The 19,656-nt window shown below is 69.0% G+C and carries 12 protein-coding genes; 7 read left to right on the top strand and 5 right to left on the bottom strand.

All coding sequences use genetic code 11. From position 1 onward, the window contains the following. Both KEG38_RS09190 and KEG38_RS09185 read right to left on the bottom strand, forming a co-directional pair. A complete protein-coding gene (locus KEG38_RS09190) occupies positions 1-4,359 on the bottom strand; it encodes a sigma 54-interacting transcriptional regulator (protein ID WP_272418744.1) in 4,359 nt (1,452 codons plus the stop codon). Between the two features lie 19 nt (positions 4,360-4,378). Further along, a complete protein-coding gene (locus KEG38_RS09185; RefSeq protein ID WP_272418743.1) occupies positions 4,379-5,779 on the bottom strand; it encodes a hypothetical protein in 1,401 nt (466 codons plus the stop codon). Between the two features lie 305 nt (positions 5,780-6,084). Between KEG38_RS09185 and KEG38_RS09180 the strand changes: the two genes are divergently transcribed. Next, positions 6,085-9,198, top strand: a complete 3,114-nt coding sequence (locus KEG38_RS09180) for a GAF domain-containing protein (RefSeq protein ID WP_272418741.1) — start codon at positions 6,085-6,087, stop codon at positions 9,196-9,198. Between the two features lie 7 nt (positions 9,199-9,205). Here KEG38_RS09180 and KEG38_RS09175 read toward each other — a convergent pair whose 3' ends face one another. After that, positions 9,206-9,661: an STAS/SEC14 domain-containing protein gene (locus KEG38_RS09175; protein ID WP_272418740.1), complete on the bottom strand. Its 456-nt coding sequence runs from the start codon at positions 9,659-9,661 to the stop codon at positions 9,206-9,208. Positions 9,662-10,042: 381 nt separating this feature from the next. Between KEG38_RS09175 and mxcK the strand changes: the two genes are divergently transcribed. The 6 genes from mxcK (at position 10,043) to KEG38_RS09145 (ending at position 17,405) form a co-directional block, all read left to right on the top strand. Then, positions 10,043-11,251 carry a myxochelin export MFS transporter MxcK gene (gene mxcK, locus KEG38_RS09170; RefSeq protein ID WP_272418739.1) on the top strand — a complete coding sequence of 403 codons (1,209 nt, stop codon included), beginning with the start codon at positions 10,043-10,045 and terminating at the stop codon, positions 11,249-11,251. Positions 11,252-11,270: 19 nt separating this feature from the next. Next, entirely contained in the window at positions 11,271-12,737 is a 1,467-nt protein-coding gene (locus KEG38_RS09165) for a 3-deoxy-7-phosphoheptulonate synthase class II (protein ID WP_272418738.1), read from the top strand. An 86-nt stretch (positions 12,738-12,823) separates the two neighbouring features. Continuing rightward, on the top strand, positions 12,824-14,050 hold the full coding sequence (dhbC, locus tag KEG38_RS09160) for an isochorismate synthase DhbC (protein WP_272418737.1): 1,227 nt from the start codon (positions 12,824-12,826) through the stop codon (positions 14,048-14,050). Further along, entirely contained in the window at positions 14,050-15,696 is a 1,647-nt protein-coding gene (locus KEG38_RS09155; protein ID WP_272418736.1) for a (2,3-dihydroxybenzoyl)adenylate synthase, read from the top strand. The genes dhbC and KEG38_RS09155 overlap by 1 nt, the downstream gene beginning before the upstream one ends. A gap of 19 nt (positions 15,697-15,715) precedes the next feature. Next, positions 15,716-16,645, top strand: a complete 930-nt coding sequence (locus KEG38_RS09150) for an isochorismatase family protein (RefSeq protein ID WP_272418735.1) — start codon at positions 15,716-15,718, stop codon at positions 16,643-16,645. Further along, the gene (locus KEG38_RS09145) at positions 16,629-17,405 is read left to right on the top strand and encodes a 2,3-dihydro-2,3-dihydroxybenzoate dehydrogenase (RefSeq protein WP_272418734.1); all 777 of its coding nucleotides are present in this window, start codon (positions 16,629-16,631) and stop codon (positions 17,403-17,405) included. Before KEG38_RS09150 ends, KEG38_RS09145 begins: the two co-directional genes overlap by 17 nt. 19 nt (positions 17,406-17,424) lie before the next feature. On the opposite strand, the gene KEG38_RS09140 is transcribed toward KEG38_RS09145, so the two are convergent. Together KEG38_RS09140 and KEG38_RS09135 are read right to left on the bottom strand one after the other, a co-directional pair. Beyond that, positions 17,425-18,318, bottom strand: a complete 894-nt coding sequence (locus tag KEG38_RS09140) for a PepSY domain-containing protein (protein ID WP_372518165.1) — start codon at positions 18,316-18,318, stop codon at positions 17,425-17,427. Positions 18,319-18,392: 74 nt separating this feature from the next. After that, entirely contained in the window at positions 18,393-19,646 is a 1,254-nt protein-coding gene (locus KEG38_RS09135) for a DUF4374 domain-containing protein (RefSeq protein ID WP_272418732.1), read from the bottom strand. Positions 19,647-19,656: the final 10 nt, after the last annotated feature.

The following is a 19,656-nucleotide window of genomic DNA, read 5'->3' as shown; positions in this document are numbered from 1 at the left end:
CTACCCGAGCTTTTTCCGCGAAGTGGTCGGCTCGCGCATCCCGAGCCGCACCATTCGTTTCTTCAGCCCCTGCCTCGACAAACCCAAGAGCGAAGCCGCCTGGCTGATGTTCCCTCCCGTCTCCGCGAGGGCCCGCCGGATCGGCGCACGCTCGTCCGCTTCGGGGATCGCCGCGCCCCGCCCCCGGATCGCCCGCGGCAGGTGCGCCCGTTCGATCCGCGACGCGCCGAGCACGCCGAGCCGCTCCATCACGTTGCGTAGCTCGCGCACGTTGCCGGGCCAGGGATGCGCCGAGAGCGCGGCGAGCGCGTCCTCGGCGAACGTCGCGCCCGGAAGGAAGGCGCGGCAGAGGAGCGGCACGTCCTCGGCCCGCTCGCGCAAGGGCGGGACGCGGATCGTGATCGCATTCAATCGATAAAAGAGGTCCTGCCGGAACGTTCCGTCGGCCACCGCCTTTTCGAGGTCGCGGTTCGTCGCGGCCACGATCCGTACGTCGAAGGCGCGCTCCTCGTCGCTGCCGATCGGCCGGAATCGCCGCGCTTCGAGCGCCCGCAAGAGCGAGGCCTGACGGAGGAGCGAGAGCTCGCCGATCTCGTCGAGCAAAAGCGTCCCGCCGTTCGCCTGCACGAGGAGCCCCGTCCGCGCGCGCTCCGCGCCCGTGAAGGCGCCACGCGCGTGCCCGAAGAGCTCCGCCTCGAAAAGCGTGTCCGGGATCCCGCCGCAGTTCATCGCGACGAACGGACCCCGCGCCCGCGGACCAAGGTCATGCAGCGCCCGCGCGAAAATCTCCTTCCCCACGCCGGTCTCGCCGACGACGAGGACCGGCAGATCACTCGGGAGCGCCGCTTCGAGCCGCCCGAGCGCGCGCGTGAGCGCCGGGGAATCGCCCACGATCCCGGGAAAACTGCGGCGCGGCCCGGAGACCGGAATCAACGTCGTCGCGCCCGGCGGATCCGGCGCAGGTTTCCCTGCCAAACCCGGATCCTTCCGGGTCACCGGGCGCGGGGCGAGCGTCTCCTCCTCCGGCTCGGCAGCGGCCGAGAGTCGAAAGACAAGCGCCGCGAGAATGCCCCATCGACGCGCCTCCGCGGCCGTCACGCGATCGAATGCGCCGGGCCGGAATCGATGTTCGACCACGACGATCGCGCTGCCCTGCGGCCCCTCGGGTCCCGCGACGACGAGCCGCGCGCCTCGACCGCCCGCGGTGGGTATGTCCCGCTGATACAATGGCTCCGCGCTGCCGAGCGCCTCTCGCAGGAGGCCCGCGTCGAGCCGCTTCCCGGCCTCCGTGAGGGCGAGCCCGTCCAGATCCGCGCCGTACACCGAGCCGATCCGCACCGCCCCGCAGGCGAGCACCACGAACGCCCGCTCCGCGCCCGCGCGCGAAGCGATGCGCCGCGCGAGGTCGAGGCCAAGCTCCTCGGGAGACGCGCGCGCCGCGCCGGCGAGAAATTCCCAGAGCGCTTCCTCCCCCGCGTCCTCCGCCGCCATGCGCGGAGCATATCGAACCGGTCGCCGCGCCGCGAGCGCACGCGAAAGGGCTTCCCGCGCTTCGGCCTCGCCCTCCACGAGCCGCGCCTCCCGCGCGCGCCGGAGCGCCCCGATCGCGATCCGCCCCGCGCGCCGTGGCTCTGTCGGCAACGTCGCGAGCCTCGCCTCCACCTCCGCGAGTCGCGCCCGCACATCGACGAGCGCATCCCGCGCCCGCGCCTCGGCCGAGAGCTCACCGAGCGCCGCGAGCGCGCCCGCGCCGTCGCCCGCGCGCGCCCGGATCCGCGCGCGCAGGATCAAAAGGTCGGCCCGCACCACCGCGGGCAGCGATTCCCCGAGCGCCCACGCCTCCACGACGAACGGCGCCGCCGCCGCGAAATGGCCGCGACGAACCTCGAGCTCCGCGCGCGTAAAAAGGCACCAGCCGAGCCCCGCCTCTTGCCCGAGGGATCGCGAGAGCAACGTCGCCTCGGCGAGCGCCGCCTCCGCCTCGGCATGCCGTCCCGCGCGCCCGAGCGCCATGCCGAGGTTCATCAAACACGAGCGCATCCCCGCGCGATCCCCGAGGCCCCGCTTCTCCCCGAGCGCCCGCGAGAACGTTTCGATTGCCTGCTCCGCGCGATTCCGATACAGGGCCACGACGCCCGCATTGTGGTGGATCCGCGCGAGCTCCTCGGGATCGTCCGAGCCCCGCTCGCCGAGGATCGCCTGCACGCGGGCGAGATGCTCGGCCGCGTCGGTGTAATCGGCGGAGAACAATGCCACGAGGCCGAGCGTGCCGTGGGCAAACGCCTCGGCCTGCCGATCGTGCGTGCGCCGCGCCGCCGCGAGCGCCTCCTCGGCGAGCGCGCGCGCCTCCGGCGTCGCGCCGGCGCGGGCCTTTTGCTCGGCGCGCCGTCGCAACGAGAGCGGGCGCAAGCTCGCGTCCTGCGAGGCCGCCTCGTCGAGCCAGCGGAGCACCTCGGGATGCGCCCCGGGCAAACCCGCGTCGCGGACCAGCCGCTCGAGGCGGCAAAGCAAGTCCCGTGTGCGCTGCGCCGGGTTTTGCAAAAGCAACAAAAGCGCCTCGATTTCGAGCGAAAGAAGCCCGCTCTCTCGCGCCGCCCGCGCCGCCCGCGCGAGGAGTTCGTCCCGCCGCGTGGACAGCGCCGCCGCCTTCGCCACGGAGAGCAGCGCCGCGGCATCGGCATTTGGCTCGCTCAGCCAAACCTCGGCCACGAGGTCCACGAGCTCCGGTGTAGCGAGCGCCGCCGCGAGATCGGGCCCGAGCTCGGGCGAGGAAAGCACGTACCGCACGTCCCCGGATACCCGACGTCCGATCAAGGACGCCGACAGAAGCTCCGCGAGCAGCGACGCCCCCTCGCCCCCGAGACGCCGCGTGATCACATGACAAACCCCCTCGGGCATGGCCCCGCCCGACAGCGCGATCGCCGCGAGCACGCCCCGCGCCCCCAGAGGCAAACCAGAGGCCCGCCCAAGCGCCGTATCCCGTTCGAGCGGCACCCGCCCGAGCGACGCGAGGAGCCACCCGGGCAAACCCTCCGAGGCCGCCCGCGCGCGTTCGATCGCCGCCGCGTCGGACAAACCGAGCGAATGGCAAAGCGCGACAAACGCCTCCCCCGCGAGCGGCTCGATCCCGAGCACATCCGCGCCCGCAGGCGCGGCGCGCGCCGTCACCACCACGTCGAGCCCCGGCGCCCGTGCGTTGCGGCAACGATACGCATCGAGGGCCGCCGCGAGCTCCGGCGGACCCGCTTCGAGCCCGTCGATCAAGAGCAGCGCCGTCCCGCCCTCCGCCGCGGGCGCGAGCGGCGGCGCCGGCTCCATTCCGCGGAAAAACCCGATCAGACGCGGCACGATCGAGCCCGCCTCCGCGGGCAACGAGACAAGCCGCGCGGCCCGGCCCGCGCATAACGTACGCGTCAAGAGCTCCCGCGCGAGGTGGCTTTTTCCCGCGCCGCTCGGCCCCACGACATAACGAACGGGCGATACGGACGGCGCGGAGAGCGCGGCGATCTCCGCCTCCCGTCCGACAGGCGTTGGCGGCGCCCCGAGCCGCTCGCCCGCCCTTGTCGCCGAGGCCCCGAGGAACGACAGAACCCGACGCGTATCCTCGGGCCGATCGAGCGGGTGCACCTCGACGAGCGCCTCGACGATCTCGGCGAGCGTGGGCCGGAGCCACGGGCACGACGCAGACAACCTCTTTTTCGTATTTCCCAGCGGCGGAGGCGCGCCCGTCGCCGCGGCCCAGGCGAGCGCACCGAGGCCATACAGGTCCGAACGAATCGTCGGCGCCGCGCCCGCCAGCACCTCCGGCGCCGCATACCCGGGCGAGGCCGCGATCGATTGTCCCAGCGCACGCGCCCGGAAAAACACCGCCGCGCCAAGGTCGAGCAGGACGGGCCGCTCGCGGTCCGTGTCGGGCCGCATCCGCACGTGCGCCGGCTTGAGATCCCCGTGCAAAAAGCCCGCGTCGTGCAGCGCCGCGAGCGAGGCCGCGACACCCGCGCAGAGGTCCGCGAGCCGCCGATTGCGATCCGCGTCGCCCGTCGCGCCTCGCACCCATGTCGCCGCATCGAGCCCCGGCACGAAATCCTCCACCAGAAAGGGCGCTCCCGTCCGCTCGTCGTGGCCGAGGTCGTGCGCCCGCACCACGCCGGGCAGTCGCAGCCGCGAGAGCAACGCGAACTCGCCCAGCAAGGCCGAAGGCTCGAACGCGCCCGGCCGGAACACCTTCGCCGTGAGCGAGCGGCCCGGATCCTCCCGATCCACCACGCGCAGTACGATCCCTTGCGCGCCGCGCCCGAGCGGCTCGCCGGCCGCATATCGGGCATGCACGAGAAGCGCATCTCGGTCGCGGCGTCCCATGGCGTCCGAGTCTATCCGCTCATTCGCCCACCGTGGCGCGCGTCTCGGCGGAGGTCACCGCCGCGAGGAACGGCTCGCCCCAGGAAGGCTGGCCGAGCAGACCGAGGGCGCGGCGCAGGCGTGGCTCGGCGAACCGGCCGAGGCCCTGGAAATGAGCCTTCGACGCGACCTCGGTCGCCGGATCCGCGAGGCCCTTCGCTGCGGCGACGTCGCCCTCCTCGAGGTCGGGCGTGATCACCTCGACGCGAATCATCATGACGCGGGTCACGCTGTCCGGCGCGGGGTCGACGGAGAGCGGCAAGGTCGCGTCGGTCCACGTTTGGGGCGCGAGGTAAAACACGCGCAGGCCCGGGGTGCGGAACCATTGCCGCTTCCAGGTCGCCACCATGGCGAGGGATTCGTCGTGGTAGAGCCCCGCGCCGTCGAGCGCGCTCGTCACGGCCTCGCCGAGCGCCTCGGCGAACGCATCGAGCGGCGCGGCGGAGGCGAGCGTCGGGGCGTCGAGGTCCACGGTTTGGCCGGGCGAAACGCCCGCGGGGACCACGGAAAACGCGCCGCCCGCGGGGCCGACGTTCACCACGAAGAGCGCCCCGAGCGCATCGGGTAGGGTGTTCTCGACGCGGACCGCGCCCGCGGCCGCGGTCACGCGCGCGGGCGGCGTGAGGTTGCCGAGGCCTCGATAAAAAAGGAAACGCTCGGCCTCGGGCGAGCCGCTCGCCGTCGGCGCGGCCGTCACGCGCACCGCATTCGCGTCGACGGCGCGCGCGTGGCTCCACGTGAATGCGTCGAGCGAGGCCTCGGGCAGCGGAACGTCCTCGCCACGCGGCAGGATCTCCACCTCGCCCCAGTCGAGCAGCCCCTGCCCGACGGCGCCGTATTTCTCCTGGCAGGTCGGCCCATTCCAGGGAAACGCCGGATCGAGCACCGGATCACCGGCGGCGACGAGGCCCGGCACCGCGTACGCCTCGGCCACCCACGGGTAAAAACTCGCCACCGCGGGGTACCATTGCGTGAGCACGCCGCTCGGGAACGCCACCTGCACGCGCGCCTTCATCGGTTTGTCCGCGTAAAAGTACGTGACGGGCGTCTCCATTTTCAGATGCACCGAGGTCGAGCCCGGCAACGTGCCGGCGCGGACGCGGTCGTAGACGAAGCCCGGGAGATCTTCCTCCTCGTGGTGCAATCCGCGTTGCAGCGAGCCGTCCGAGCCGACGACCACGGTATCGGTGCCCCATTCGTGCACGACGAACCCCTTGCCCGCATAGGCCGCGGGCTCGTTCGAGGGTTCGGGCACGCTGGGCGGGTTTCCCTCGCCGGGTTCTGCGCCTCCGCCGGAGACGATTTCGACAGCGCAGGCCGGTACGAGCGCGAGAACGAGGGGGAGCAGGGCGAGACGGGAACCGAAGGAACGAAGGGTCATGGTAAGCCTCCGCGCCCCACCCGAGCAGGGCACGTGCCATCCGGAAATCCTCGGGTTTTCGGGCCATCACGCGCCGGCAGGTGGGAACCGGTTCCCAGCGCCGGTGGGAACCGGCCCCGGCTGGTTGCCGGCAGACGCGCGAGCGGTCCCCTCAGAGAAATCCCTACCTCATCCTTTCCCCCCTACTCATTGCCCCGAACCATTAGGTCAGTTACTCTGGCTTCCTATTCAGGTTTCCACGGACCAGGGTCATGCGTGTACAGCCGGGCCCCCCGAGCGCAGGGGACTCTCTGCAAGATTGCGAGGTGGAGCTCGCACGTCGCACGTCCAGGCAGCCTGATCATGCAGCCGAAAACCGCGCCCTCGTCGCGCTCGCCGAGACGCTGACCGGGGCCCCGGAGGCCATTCTCCCGAAGCTCGTCGAGCTCGCCCTTTCCCTCTGCCAGGCAGACACGGCCGGCGTCAGCGTCATCGAGCGCGACGGCAACGAGGAGGTGTTCCGGTGGCGCGCCCTCGCAGGAGCGGACGCGGGCAGCCTCGGCGCGGTGATGCATCGGTGGAACAGCCCCTGCGGCGTCGTCGTCGCCCGCAATGCCCCCCTGCTCTTCCGCGACCCCGCGCAGATGTTCCCGCGCGAAGGGGTGCCCGACATGGGCATCGTCGAAGCGCTCACCGTCCCCTTTCACGACGGCGACAAACCCGTCGGCACGGTCTGGGTCTTCACACGCAACGAGACGCGGAAGTTCGACCGGGAAGACGCCCGGATCCTCACGAGCCTGTCGCGGTTCGCCGGGAGCGCCACGAAGGTCCTCACCCTGGCCGAGGAGCGAAAGCAGGCGAACGAGGCGCTCCGCGCGAGCGAAGGCCGCCTTCGGTTCCTCGCGGAGCTCGCCGCCGCCACGCAGCCGCTCACCGATCCCGACGAGATCATGGCCACGACGGCACGCCTGCTCGCCCAGCACCTCGGCGTCGACCGCTGCGTTTATGCCGAAATCGAGGACGAGCGTGTCTTCATCGTCACAGGTGACTACACGCAGGGCGTCCCGAGCATAGCCGGGCGGTGGCCGTTGGACGGCTTCGGGCCCGCGTTCGAGCAGGCCATGCAGGCGAACCAGCCGTACGTGATGGACGACGTGGACCAGGATCCGCGGGCCGCGAACGACCTCTCGGCCTATCGGGCGGCAAGGATCCAGGCCGGCATCTGCGTCCCGCTACACAAGGCCGGCAAGCTCATCGCATTGATGGCCGTCGATCAAGCGAGGCCGCGGCGCTGGACGTCCGAGGAGGTCGAGCTCGTCCGGACCGTCGTGGGCCGCTGCTGGGAGGCCCTCGAGCGAGCCCGGACGGCGCGTAGCCTGCGCGAGCGAGACGAGCGGCTCGATTTCGCGGTCGAGCTCGCCGGGATCGGCTTCTGGCATTGTGATCTGCCGTTCGACGAGCTCAACTGGGACGAACGCGTCAAAGAGCATTTCTGGCTCCCGCCCGACGCCCGCGTGACGATCGACACGTTCTACGAGCGCATTCACCCGGACGACCGGGCGCGGACGCGGCAGGCCATCGAGACCTCGATCCACAATGCAACGCCGTACGACATCGATTACCGGACGGTCGATCCGGAGACCGGGGCCATCAAATGGATCCGCGCGCTCGGCGGGACGGCGTACGGGCCGGACGGGCTGGCCAGGCGCTTCGACGGGGTGACGGTCGACGCCACGGTCCGCAAGCTCCACGAGGAGCGGCTCGCGCGGTTGCTCGAACGAGAGCGCGAGCAGGCCCGGCTGCTCGAGCAGGTGGCCGACGCGGCGCTCACGATTCACGCGACCGCGTCGCTGGACAGCGTGCTCCGGGTGATCACGGAGGAGGCGCGGCGCATCATCGGCGCGCACCAGTCGGTCACGAGCCTGACGCTCGGCAACGACTGGTCCCAGGCGGTCAGCGCCCCGTCCCTGTCGCCGAAGTACGAGGCATTTCGCAATTACCAGGGGGCGCCCACGGGCAAGGGCATCTACGCGCTCGTCTGCCAGACGAACCGCCCGATGCGGCTCACGCAGGCCGAGCTCGTGTCCCATCCGGCGTGGCGAAACTTCAGCGGCGAAGCGGACCGGCACCCGCCGATGCGAGGCTGGCTGGCGGCGCCGTTCATCGGGCGGAGCGGGAAAAACCTCGGCCTCATCCAGCTCTCCGACAAGTACGAAGGCGAGTTCACGGAGCAGGACGAGGCCATTTTGATCCAGCTCGCGCACATCGCGTCCGTGGCGATCGAGAACGCGCGGCTCTACGATGAATTGCGCGATCAGGACCGGCGCAAAGATGAGTTTCTGGCGACGCTCGCCCACGAGCTCCGAAACCCGCTTGCCCCGATCCGGACGGGCCTGACGCTCCTGCAAATGGCCCGCGACGAGGCGCAGGCGCGGCGCATTCGCGAGATGATGGAGCGGCAGGTCGGGCACATGGTGCGGATGGTGGACGATCTGCTCGACGTCTCGCGCATCACGCGGGGGAAGGTGGAGCTGCGCAAGGCGCGGGTGGAGCTCGGGACGGTGCTGGAGAGCGCGCTCGAGACGAGCCGCCCGCTGATCGAGGCGGCCGGGCACGTGTTATCGGTGTCGCTGCCGACCGAGCCGCTGTGGCTCATGGCCGACCCGACGCGGCTTTCGCAGATCCTGGCGAACCTGCTCAACAACGCGGCGAAATACACGCCGGCAGGGGGCCGGATCCGCGTCGCGGCGGAGCGGGAAGGCGCGCACGTGGTCGTGCGCGTGGAGGACACCGGCGTAGGCATTCCGCCGGAAATGCTGCCCAAAGTGTTCGACATGTTCACGCAGGTCGGCCGCTCGATCGAGCGAGCGCAGGGGGGCCTGGGCATCGGTTTGACCCTGGTGCGGCGACTCGTGGAGCTCCATGGGGGCACCGTGGAAGCCGCAAGTGATGGTCCGTCCCGAGGTTCGATTTTCACGGTGCGCCTACCCCTCGGAGCTGCCGAGGAAGCCAAAGCGGTGGGTCCGAGCGGGGATGCGCCGGCCAAAGGAGCGACTGGCGGTCTGAAGGTGCTGGTGGTCGACGACAATGTCGACGGCGCGGAGAGCCTGGCAGAGCTGCTCCAATTGACGGGACACACGACCGAAGTGGCGCACACGGGCCCCTCGGCGCTGGTCGCGGCGCGCGCGTTCGAGCCGGACGTGGTCTTCCTGGATATCGGTTTGCCGGGAATGACGGGCTACGAGGTGGCGCAGCGGCTGCGGGCCGAGGAAGGGCTCGGTCGGGTGGTGCTGGTGGCGCTGACGGGCTGGGGGACGGAGGAAGACCGGCGGCAAGCACGCGAGGCGGGATTCGATTACCACCTGACGAAGCCGGTGGACCTCCAGGAGGTGCAGCGGATCGTGGACGGGGTGGCGGCGAAGATGAAGCGGGTCGCCTGAAGCGGCGTCACTGGCTCTCGCGCATCGTGAGCACGCGCCGGCGCTCGTCGATCCAGGCGCGCGCCTCCGCCTCGGTGCTGGAAAAGACGAGCGGCGGGGTATTCGGTTGAAGCAGCGACGTGGCCTTGTCGACGAGCTTCACGACCACCCGTTGCCGGAAGCTCCCATTGAAGAGCACCATGCCCTTGTTTTCAGGTCGCACCGGCGTGGTCGCGGCGCGCGTGCGCGCTCCGGGTAAGACGGCGCCGAGCCGCCCGATGTCGATGAGCCAGAACACGTGCGAATGCCCGCGCTCGTCGCAGAGCCACGCGAATGCGTCGAAAAGGGCGGCCACGTGGTCCTCGGCGAGATCCCCCCCGGTGCGGATGAACAAGATGCCCGCGTCCTCGCACCGATACGTGTGGCCACCGGTGCGGTACCAACCCTCGGAGCCGAAATCATTCGTCGGGAGGTCCGGACGCATGGGCAGTGCAGATACCACGATTCGCCCACACGAGTGAAGCAACGACCGAAGCCGACGTGAAGCGCCGGCTCGCCCTGGACCACCTCGACGGGCATCCCTCGAAGGCGATCGGGGAAGACGCGACAGCGTCGTTCGACGCGTGCTCGTCCCCCGAAAACGTGTCCCAACACTCATTTTGTACGAAAAACTTCCAACAAAGACGTAAAATTACACCCCTTCGGACGAAATTCTGGCACGCCTCCACACGATCACCTTGACAGTTGATAATGGGTTTCATTATCACTTTCATCAAGATCGCGGTTCTCTGTAGGTGAGGGTAGGCAACGCAACAGTTCGCACACCCCCGGGCGTCCCTGGAGTCTTTTCGTGGCCGATTCCCCCATGACACGGCAAGAGCGCCACCTCGTTTGGCTTCTCGGTGCCGTTCAACTCACGCATACGCTCGATTTCATGATCTTAATGCCGCTCGGGCCGGAGCTCATCGGCAAGTTCAATATTTCGGCGGCGGAGTTCGGGGCCATGGTGTCGGCCTACACGCTCGCCTCGGCCGCCATGGGCCTGCTCGGCGTGCTCTGGCTGGATCGATGGGACCGCAAGCGCGCGCTATTGCTGCTTTATATGGGTTTCATCGCGGCCACGTTTTCGTGCGGCGTCGCGAACGGCCCGACGTGGTTGCTCCTCTCGAGGACCGTGGCCGGCGCCTGCGCGGGCCTGATGAGCGCCGTCGTCATGGCCATTCTCGCCGATCGCGTGCCGGCCGAGCGCCGCGGCCGCGCCATTGGCACGGTGATGTCATCCTACGGAATCTCGGCCGTCGGCGGCGTGCCGCTGAGCCTCGCGCTCGCCAATCAATGGGGCTTTCGTACCCCCTTCTGGGCCATCAGCGCGCTCGCCGGCATCCTGTGGCTCCTTTCGTGGCGCATCCTGCCCGCTGTCGATCATCACCTCACGGGAGCGCGCGGAAAGGGCCCGAACGCTCCCGCCCCGCTCCTCTCGATGCCAGGGCTTCCGCTCGGCTGGGCGCTCACGTTCAGCGTGGTTTTCGCGGGCTTCTTGCTGATTCCCTACCTGAGCACGTTCATGGTGGGCAATCTCGGGCTCCGCCTCTCGGACCTGCCCTGGATCTATCTATGCGGCGGCGCGGCGACGCTCTTCACGTCGCGCTGGATTGGCGCCCTCGTGGACCGTCACGGTCCGCCCCGGGTGCTCGGCATTCTGCTCGTCGCCACCCTGGCGCCGTTTCTCCTTTTCACGCACCTGCCCATCCTTCCGAAGGCGGGCGTGGCCGCGCTCTTCGTCCTCTTCATGACCCTGACCTCCGGCCGCGCCATTCCCACGATCGCATTGATCACGTCCCGGGTGCCGCCTGCGCTGCGCGGGCGTTACCTCGCGGTCAACATGGCAGCGAGCGACGGCGCCTCCGGCCTCGCCGCGTGGACGAGCGGTCTCTTCATCACGACGACCCCCGAGGGCGCGCTGGTCGGCTTCGGCCCTATGGGATTCCTCGCGTCGAGCGTGTCGCTCCTCGCACTTTGTATTCTGTGGGTGCTCGGGCGCAGCGCCGCCCCGCAGCGCGCAGCGCAGACCTGAAAACCGTGAGCAACTTTCGATGATTCACGAAATCGCCATGGGCACGCCGGTGAGGAATTCCTCGAACCACGAGGCCGCCGTGCAGCATCCGCCCGGAGACATCCCGCCCTCGCGCCCGCGCGCGCCTTCGCGTTCGCGCACGAGCGAATGGAGCCCTACGTCCTGGAGATCGAGGCCCGATTCGCAGGCCGTGCGATACGACGATCCCGCCGCGGTCGAGCGCATCGCTTCGCGCATCGAAGAGCTGCCACCGCTCGTGAGCTCGTGGGAGGTGGAGCGATTCCGCTCCCTCGTCGCGGAGGCGCAGCTCGGCCGGCGCTTCCTGCTCCAGGGCGGCGACTGTGCCGAAACCATGCGCGAATGCCGCTCGGAGACGATCGTCAACAAGCTCGACATCTTGCTCAAGATGTCGCTCGTGCTCATCGTCGGCGGCGGCAAGCCGGTGGTGCGCGTGGGGCGTTTCGCCGGGCAATACGCGAAGCCGCGCTCGCGCCCCACGGAGGTGCGCGGCGGGATCGAGCTGCCGAGTTATTTTGGTGATCTCGTGAATGGATCGGAGTTCACGCCCGAGGCGCGGCGCCCGGATCCCGAACGGATGCTCGCCTGTTATCACCACGCCGCGATGACGCTCAATTTCGTCCGGTCCCTCTCGGCCGGCGGATTGTCCGGTCTCGAACGCCCGGATCGCTGGGATCTCTCGTTCTCCGAGCGCACAGATCTGCCCGCCCCCGTGCGCGAGTGCTTCCAGGCGACGACGCGGCAGCTCGAAGACGCGCTTCGATGCATGGACGCGCTCGGCGGCGCGGGGAGCGAGCTCTCGCGTGTCGAGTTCTTCACGTCCCACGAGGCGCTCAACCTGCATTACGAGTCCGCGCAGACCCGCGCGGCGCCGCACCGGGACGAGTATTACGATCTCACCGCGCACATGCCGTGGCTCGGCGAGCGGACGCGGTCGCTCGACGGCGCGCACGTCGAGTTTCTCCGGGGCATCAGCAATCCGATCGGCATCAAGCTCGGCCCGTCGGTCACGCCGGTCGAGGTCCTGCGCTTGCTCGATACGCTGAACCCCACCGAGATCCCCGGACGCATCGTGCTCATCACGCGCATGGGTGCCGAGCGCGTCGACGCCACACTCCCGCCCTTGCTCGAGGTCGTGAAACGCGCGGGCCGGCGCGTGCTCTGGGTGTGCGATCCCATGCACGGCAACACGATCACCACGAGCTCGGGCGTGAAGACGCGTGAATTCGCGGCGATCGTGCGCGAGATCGATCGGACGTTCGACGCGCACGACGCCTGCGGCACCTACCTCGGCGGCGTCCACTTCGAGCTCACGGGCGACCACGTCACCGAATGCATCGGCGGGAGCGTGCGTGAGGAGGACCTCTCCCACGCATACGAGACGGTCTGCGATCCCCGATTGAATCAATCGCAGGCACTCGAGCTCTCGTATTGCATCGCGCGGCGCATGCGGGCGATGCGCCCATGACCGTGGCGCCGCGGCGCGCCCTTTCCGCGAGAGCCCAGGAAGAATTCGTTCATGGCCCCGTCCGGGCCAGCAAGGAGAGTCGCTCGATGACCTCGATTTCGACGCCGGAAGCCTTCGCCGCCACCGTGCGCAGCGGCACGGAGCTCCTCCAGGCGTACAACCAGGAATCGTCTTTCTTCTTCTCGTCCCCGACCCGCACCGTTCTCGCGCAGGGTGTACGCGAGATCGTCGGCGGAACGGCGCACGGCGAAGGCATTCCCGAGCGCGTCGCGGCGGTGCTCGCGTCGCTCGAAAAGTCCGGGCACGAGCGCCCCCTGGCGGTCGGCGCCGTGCCCTTCGATACCCGATCCCCGGCCCACCTCCTCGTGCCGCGAACCACCCGCATCGCCGGCCCCCTGGATGCGGCGTCGATATCGCTCCCCGCACCGCCGCGGGTCTCTGCAGAATGGATGCGTTTGTCGCCCGACCGCGACGGGTTTCTGGGCGGCGTCGAGCGCGCCCTCGCCTTGATACGCACGGAGGCGCTCTCGAAGGTGGTCCTCTCCAGAATGCTGGAGCTGCGTTCCTCGGAGCCGGTCGATCTCGCTCTCCTCCTCGAGCGGTTGTCGAAACGGAACACCTCCGGGTACACGTTCGCGCTCAAGCTCCCCGAGGCGCGCGGAGCCCTCGCGCCCGAGCCGCGTACATTGATCGGCGCGAGCCCCGAGCTCCTCGTGTCGCGCTCTGGGAACACGGTATTCGCCAATCCACTCGCGGGTTCCGCGCCCCGGAGCACCGACCCCGAGGAAGACGAGCGGCGGGCGAGCGCGCTCCTCACCTCCGAGAAAGACCGGCGCGAGCACGCGGTCGTCATCGACGCCGTCGTCGAAGCGCTTCGCCCCTTCTGCAAGCGCCTCGTCGTCCCGCCGCGCGCCTCGCTCTTGCACACGCCGGCCATGTGGCACCTGTCGACGCCGATCACGGGAGAGCTCGCGGATCTCTCGACCTCGTCGCTCGCGCTCGCAATGGCCTTGCACCCGACGCCGGCCGTGTGCGGATACCCTACCACGAGCGCGCGCGCGGCCATCGAAGCGATCGAGCCCTTCGATCGTGGCTTCTTCACGGGCCTCGTGGGTTATTGCGACGCGGCCGGCGACGGTGAATGGGCCGTGACCATCCGCTGCGCCGAGATCGGCGGCGACGCACTTCGCGTGTATGCCGGGGCCGGCGTCGTCGCCGGTTCGTCGCCCGAACGCGAGCGCGCCGAGATTGCGGCCAAGATGCGCACCATGCTCACCGCGCTCGGCCTCGATCCCTTGCCGGAGGATCTCTGATGCGCACGGACGAATTGCGGGAAACGGGGACGCTCGCGGGGTTCACGCCCTGGCCTGCCGATTTCGCCGAGCGGTACCGGCGAGCGGGTTACTGGATCGGCGAGACATTCGGCGATTTCTTGCGCGACCGAGCGGAACGATTCGGTGATCGCACCGCGCTCGTCGACGACCGGCGCCGCCTGAGTTATCGCGAGCTCGATGCCCGCGCCTCGCGCCTCGCGGCCGGCCTCGCGCGACTGGGCATCAAGCCGCGGGATCGCGTTGTCGTGCAGCTCCCGAACATCGTGGAGTTCTTCGAGGTCTGCTTTGCCCTGTTCCGCCTCGGCGCGCTCCCCGTGCTCGCCCTGCCCCCGCATCGGCGGGCCGAGATCTCGTACTTCTGTCAGTTCACGGAGGCCGTTGCGTACATCATCGCCGACAAGGACGGTGGATTCGATTATCGCAAGCTCGCCGAGGAGATCCAGGCCGAAGCGAGCACCGTGAAGCACGTCCTCGTCGCCGGCGAGCCAGGGCCGTTCACCGCGCTGGAGAGCCTCTATGACGAGCCTGCGCCGCTCCCGACGCTCGCGCCCGAAGACGTCGCCTTCTTTCAGCTCTCGGGTGGTAGCACGGGAATCCCCAAGCTGATTCCCCGCACGCACGACGATTACCTTTACAGTGTCCGTGCCAGCGCCGACATCTGCGCGCTCGATGGAGACAGCGTCTTTCTCGTCGCGTTGCCCGTCGCGCATAACTTCACGCTGAGCTCTCCCGGCAGCCTGGGCGTGCTCCATGCCGGCGGCCGCGTCGTGCTGAGCCGGCGCCCGAGCCCGGACGAGGCATTCCGCTGGATCGAAAAAGAGCGCGTCACCGTGACCGCCGTCGTGCCGCCGCTCTGCGCGGTCTGGCTCGAAGCCGCGCGGAATGCCCGGCAGAATCTTTCGAGCCTTCGCTTGCTGCAGGTGGGCGGCTCCAAGCTGAGCGCGGAGGTCGCGCGCCGCGTGCGAGGCACGCTCGGATGCACCTTGCAACAGGTGTTCGGCATGGCCGAGGGGCTCGTCAATTACACCCGCCTCGACGATCCCGAGGACGTCATCATCGAAACGCAGGGGCGGCCCATTTCTGCGGACGACGAGGTCCGGGTCGTCGACGAGGACGACCGCGACGTCGAGGTCGGCCAGGTGGGCCACCTGCTCACGCGGGGTCCCTACACCATTCGCGGATATTACAAGGCCGAAGCCCACAACGCGAAGGCATTCACGCGCGACGGGTTTTACCGGACCGGCGACGTCGTGCGGCGTACGCCGGCGGGGTATCTCGTCGTGGAGGGACGCGCGAAGGATCAGATCAACCGCGGCGGCGAAAAGATTGCGGCCGAGGAGATCGAGAATCACCTCCTCGCCCATCCAGCGGTGCGGGACGTGGCGCTCGTCGCCATGCCGGATGCTTTCCTCGGGGAGCGCTCGTGCGCAGTCGTCGTCCCCCGCGAGACGCCGCCGGCCCCGCGTGAGCTCACCACATTCCTGCGAGAGCGCGGACTCGCTGCCTACAAGATCCCGGACCGCATCGAGCTCACGGGCGACCTCCCCAAGACGAACGTGGGGAAGGTGGACAAACAGGCGCTCCGTCGCTGGATCGCCGACAAGATCGCCCAGAAGGGCCAATGACGACCGGAGGACATCGACCATGGGAATCCCCAGCATCCAGCCTTATTTCATGCCTCGGAAAGAGGAGCTGCCCAAGAACCGGATGTCGTGGACGCCGGATCCGGGCCGCGCCGTCCTTCTGATCCACGACATGCAGCAGTACTTCCTCGATTATTACGATATCCGGGCCTCACCGGTCGTCGAGCTCCTGGAGAACATCCGGCAGGTGCGAGAGCGGTGCCGTGCGCTCGGGATCCCCGTCGTGTATACGATGCAGCCCTCCGAGCAGACGGCCGAGGAACGTGGCCTGCTCCTCGACTTCTGGGGTCCCGGGCTGACGGCGCAGCCGCACAAACATGGGATTGTGCACGAGCTCTCGCCGGCGGAGTCGGACACCGTCCTCACGAAATGGCGCTACAGCGCGTTTCAACGGACCGAGTTGCTCGAACTCATGCGCCGGTGGCGGCGCGATCAGCTCATCATCTGCGGCGTCTATGCGCACATCGGATGCATGTTGACGGCCGGCGAGGCCTTCATGAACGACGTGCAGCCGTTCTTCGTGGCCGACGCGACCTCCGATTTCACGCGGAACTGGCACGAGATGGCCATGACGTACGTGGCGCAGCGGTGCGGCGTGGTCGTGTCGACCCGCGACGTGCTCGACGCGCTCGCAGAGAAATCGTCCGGCGCCGCGACGTTCGACCTCGAGCACCTGCGCAGCGAGGTCGCCGGGCTCCTCGAGCGCCCCGCCTCCGACATCCAGAGCGGCGATTCGCTCCTCGATCTGGGCCTCGATTCCATCCGCCTCATGACGCTCGTCGAACGGCTGCGCGCCGCAAACTTCGACATTTCGTTCGTGGAGCTCGCGGAGCGCACGACGCTCGACGATTGGTGGGAGATCCTCTCCGCGCGAATGCCGCACGGGCGATGGACCGGAGCCGAGGAGCAAGCCCATGGAGTTCGAGGGTAAAATCGCGCTCGTGACGGGCGCCGCCCAGGGAATCGGGGCGGCCGTCGCGCGAGCGCTCGCGGCGCGTGGAGCGAGCGTGGCCGCGGTGGATTCGAACCGCGACCGCCTCGACGTGGTGGCCGCCGAAATACGGGCAAGCGGCGGCCGCGCGGCATCATTCTCTGCGGACGTCACGGACCGGGAGGCGGTCGACGCCGCGGTGGACCAGATCGAGAGCGAGCTCGGCCCCATCGATTTCCTGGTCAATGTCGCGGGTGTGCTGCGCGTCGGTCTCGTCGAAGCGCTGCGTGACGAGGACTGGGAGCAGACTTTCGCGGTCAATGCCCGGGGAGTGTTTTACCTTTGCCGTGCCGTGGCCCAGCGCATGGTGCCGCGCAAATCCGGCGCCATCGTGACCGTCGGATCCAATGCCGGGCGGACGCCACGCATGCACATGTCGTTGTATGCGGCCTCGAAGGCGGCCGCCGCGATGTTCACGAAGTGCATCGGCCTCGAGCTCGCGCAGCACGGCATCCGGTGCAACGTCGTTTCTCCGGGATCGACGGATACGCCGATGCAACGATCGTTGTGGAAGGACGAGAACGGAGCGCAAGCCGCCATCGACGGCGCGCCCGGCGCTTATAAAGTGGGAATCCCCCTGCAACGAATCGCGGACCCGACGGACGTCGCGGACGCGGTGTTGTTTCTTCTCTCGGATCGGGCACGGCACATCACCATGCACGATATCTGCGTCGACGGCGGCGCCACGCTCGGCGTGTGACGCCGCCGCCGTGCGGCGCTCAGGGGCCGTCGCCCTGCACGCGGCCGAATTGAACCTCCGAGGCCGTCCCGCGCATGACGAAGGCGGCGGCGGCCACGGCGATCATGATGGCGAGCGCGCCGAGGACCCGCGTGGGCTTCATCTGCCACCACATCGCGAGGCCGCTGAGCGCCCACACGACCAGCGTGATGCCGGTGATGTCCGCGAAGAGCGCAAAGAACCAGGCCATGTCGCCGTGAACGGGGAAATGGTGCGTCGTGTGCAGCTTCTCCAGAAGCTCCACGAAGCGGAGCTGGCCCGGACCGGCGGGTCGCCCGTCGATTTGACCCGAGCCGAGATCGTAGACGACGTTCCAAGCGCGGCCACTTTGATCACGCACACGGAAGCGCAGCTCGGGGTGGACCTTCGGATGCGCCCGCAAGGGTCCCTCCGCGTCGATCCCCAGCTTGGGCAGGAGCTCCTTCACCTGCTCCTGCACCGCCGCCATCTTGTATTCGGGCAATTCGATGGTCGCGCCGGCAAAGGGAGGAGGATCGGATTTCGGCTCCGGGGCATGCGTGGAGACCGTCGCGCCGCCGCCGTCGAGGCTGAGGATGAGCACGTGACGCCCTCCCGCGCGGCTCGGCGTCGCGAGCAGGGGCCAGCCCGAGAAGGAGCTCGGGGCCCCCGGATCAAGCGCGTACCCCCCCGGGGATCCGGCGTTGATCTGCCCGACGACCTTTTGCGCGATCTCGTTCGGATCCCAGGGTTTCATTCCGGTGAGTGTGGAGAGCTCCGCCGCGGAGAGGTCCCGCTCCTCGATATCTCGCCCGATCTGGGGATGATTAAAGAGCGCGCCGCTCAGCCCGAAGAGAAGCACCCACGGGAACACCAGCAGGCCGAGATACATGTGCAGGCGCCGGACGAATTTCATGACGGCGCCATACCCTCGGCGGCGAGGGGGCTCGGCCCGGGGCGGCGGGGCCTCTTTCGCGGAAGCCGGATTCGTCATCGGATCTTCAGGGCCGAGAAAACGAGGCCCGGCGTGCTCAGCGCCACTTCACCCGGGCCCTTCGCCTCGAGCTCGAGGAGCTTCGTCGAGTCCTGGCCCTGGAAGAGCGACACGAAGCTCCGGTCGCCGAACTGCAGCGGAATGACGCTTCCATTGCTGGGCGCGGCGTCGAGCACCTCGGCCGTCGGGGTATCCCCGAGCGTCACGGTCGCCCACTTCCAGGCCGCCGCGCTCGCGAGGACGCGCGGGTGCGTGTCCGGCATGATCGGGAAGGCGCTCTCGTCGAGCACCCGCAGGAAGGCCTCGTTGCCCGGCCCGCGGAGCAGGGAGCCGGCGGTTTGTCCGCCAAAGAGCGTGTTCAGCTCGACATGGAACGCGGCGTCGAACGTCTTCGTCGCCGGGTCGAACCGCAGCATGCAAGGCGGCGCGGCATTGGCTTCGTTCAGCCGGTGCACGGCCGCGCCGTAGGCTTCCGTGGCGAGATAAATCTTTCCATCGGGCCCTTCGATGCCATCCCGCACGTAGCCGCAGCGATCATCCGTGACGATGGTCGCCTGATCCGTCTTGCCATTCACGACGACGACCACCGCCTTGCTCGGGACCTCCGGACCCTTTCGATACCCGGCGAAGGTGATCACGTCGTCGCCCAGGCGCAGCGGCGCAGCCGTGAACGTCAACGTAGTATCCGCGATGACGAGCTCATTCAGGGAAATGTCCCCGGTGACCGTCATGTCCTTCGGATTCCAGACGACGACCTGGGCCGTGGGGCCGTCGAAGAAATATGCCTTCGTCTCGGAGACGAACTGAAATTGACCGTGATACTCGCCGAGCGCGGCGATTCCCTTGCCCTGGAAGCTCACCGTGGTGCCCAAGCGCAAGGTGCCGTCCGCTTGCAGGTCGTAACGCGTCACGGTCGGCCCGGCTTCGCCCGCGATGAATACGGCGCCCCCGTCCTCGGGCCCGACGCCGAGGGCGCGGCCCGCGATTTCGACGCCGTTGTCGAGCGTGAGCGCGGCGTCGCCCCCGAGCTTGTCGGTCACGAGGATATAACTCGTGTTGTCCCCGCCATTGGCGCCAAAGACCTGAGTCGTGAGGGCATACAGGGGTCCCGTCGCGGAACCGCCCCCGGCACCCTGGCCGCCCTGGCCACCGGTGCCGCCGGTGCCGCCGGCGCCGTCGCCGTCACCGCCGCTGCAGGCGGCGAGAGCGGGGAACACAAGGGTGATCAGGAGCGCTGTGACTTTTTTCATGGATGTATCT

It is taken from the genome of Polyangium jinanense (genome assembly GCF_028435265.1).
Classification (GTDB): Bacteria; Myxococcota_A; Polyangia; order Polyangiales; family Polyangiaceae; genus Polyangium; species Polyangium jinanense.
Note: the sequence above shows the minus strand (reverse complement) of the source record. Positions and strands in the feature narration are given on the sequence as shown.

Coding starts and splice junctions, on each gene's coding strand:
- KEG38_RS09190 (WP_272418744.1), bottom strand. CDS start 4,359: ATGGGACGCCGCGACCGAGATGCGCTTCTCGTGCATGCCCGATATGCG.
- KEG38_RS09185 (WP_272418743.1), bottom strand. CDS start 5,779: ATGACCCTTCGTTCCTTCGGTTCCCGTCTCGCCCTGCTCCCCCTCGTT.
- KEG38_RS09175 (WP_272418740.1), bottom strand. CDS start 9,661: ATGCGTCCGGACCTCCCGACGAATGATTTCGGCTCCGAGGGTTGGTAC.
- mxcK (WP_272418739.1), top strand. CDS start 10,043: ATGACACGGCAAGAGCGCCACCTCGTTTGGCTTCTCGGTGCCGTTCAA.
- KEG38_RS09165 (WP_272418738.1), top strand. CDS start 11,271: ATGATTCACGAAATCGCCATGGGCACGCCGGTGAGGAATTCCTCGAAC.
- dhbC (WP_272418737.1), top strand. CDS start 12,824: ATGACCTCGATTTCGACGCCGGAAGCCTTCGCCGCCACCGTGCGCAGC.
- KEG38_RS09155 (WP_272418736.1), top strand. CDS start 14,050: ATGCGCACGGACGAATTGCGGGAAACGGGGACGCTCGCGGGGTTCACG.
- KEG38_RS09150 (WP_272418735.1), top strand. CDS start 15,716: ATGGGAATCCCCAGCATCCAGCCTTATTTCATGCCTCGGAAAGAGGAG.
- KEG38_RS09145 (WP_272418734.1), top strand. CDS start 16,629: ATGGAGTTCGAGGGTAAAATCGCGCTCGTGACGGGCGCCGCCCAGGGA.
- KEG38_RS09140 (WP_372518165.1), bottom strand. CDS start 18,318: ATGAAATTCGTCCGGCGCCTGCACATGTATCTCGGCCTGCTGGTGTTC.
- KEG38_RS09135 (WP_272418732.1), bottom strand. CDS start 19,646: ATGAAAAAAGTCACAGCGCTCCTGATCACCCTTGTGTTCCCCGCTCTC.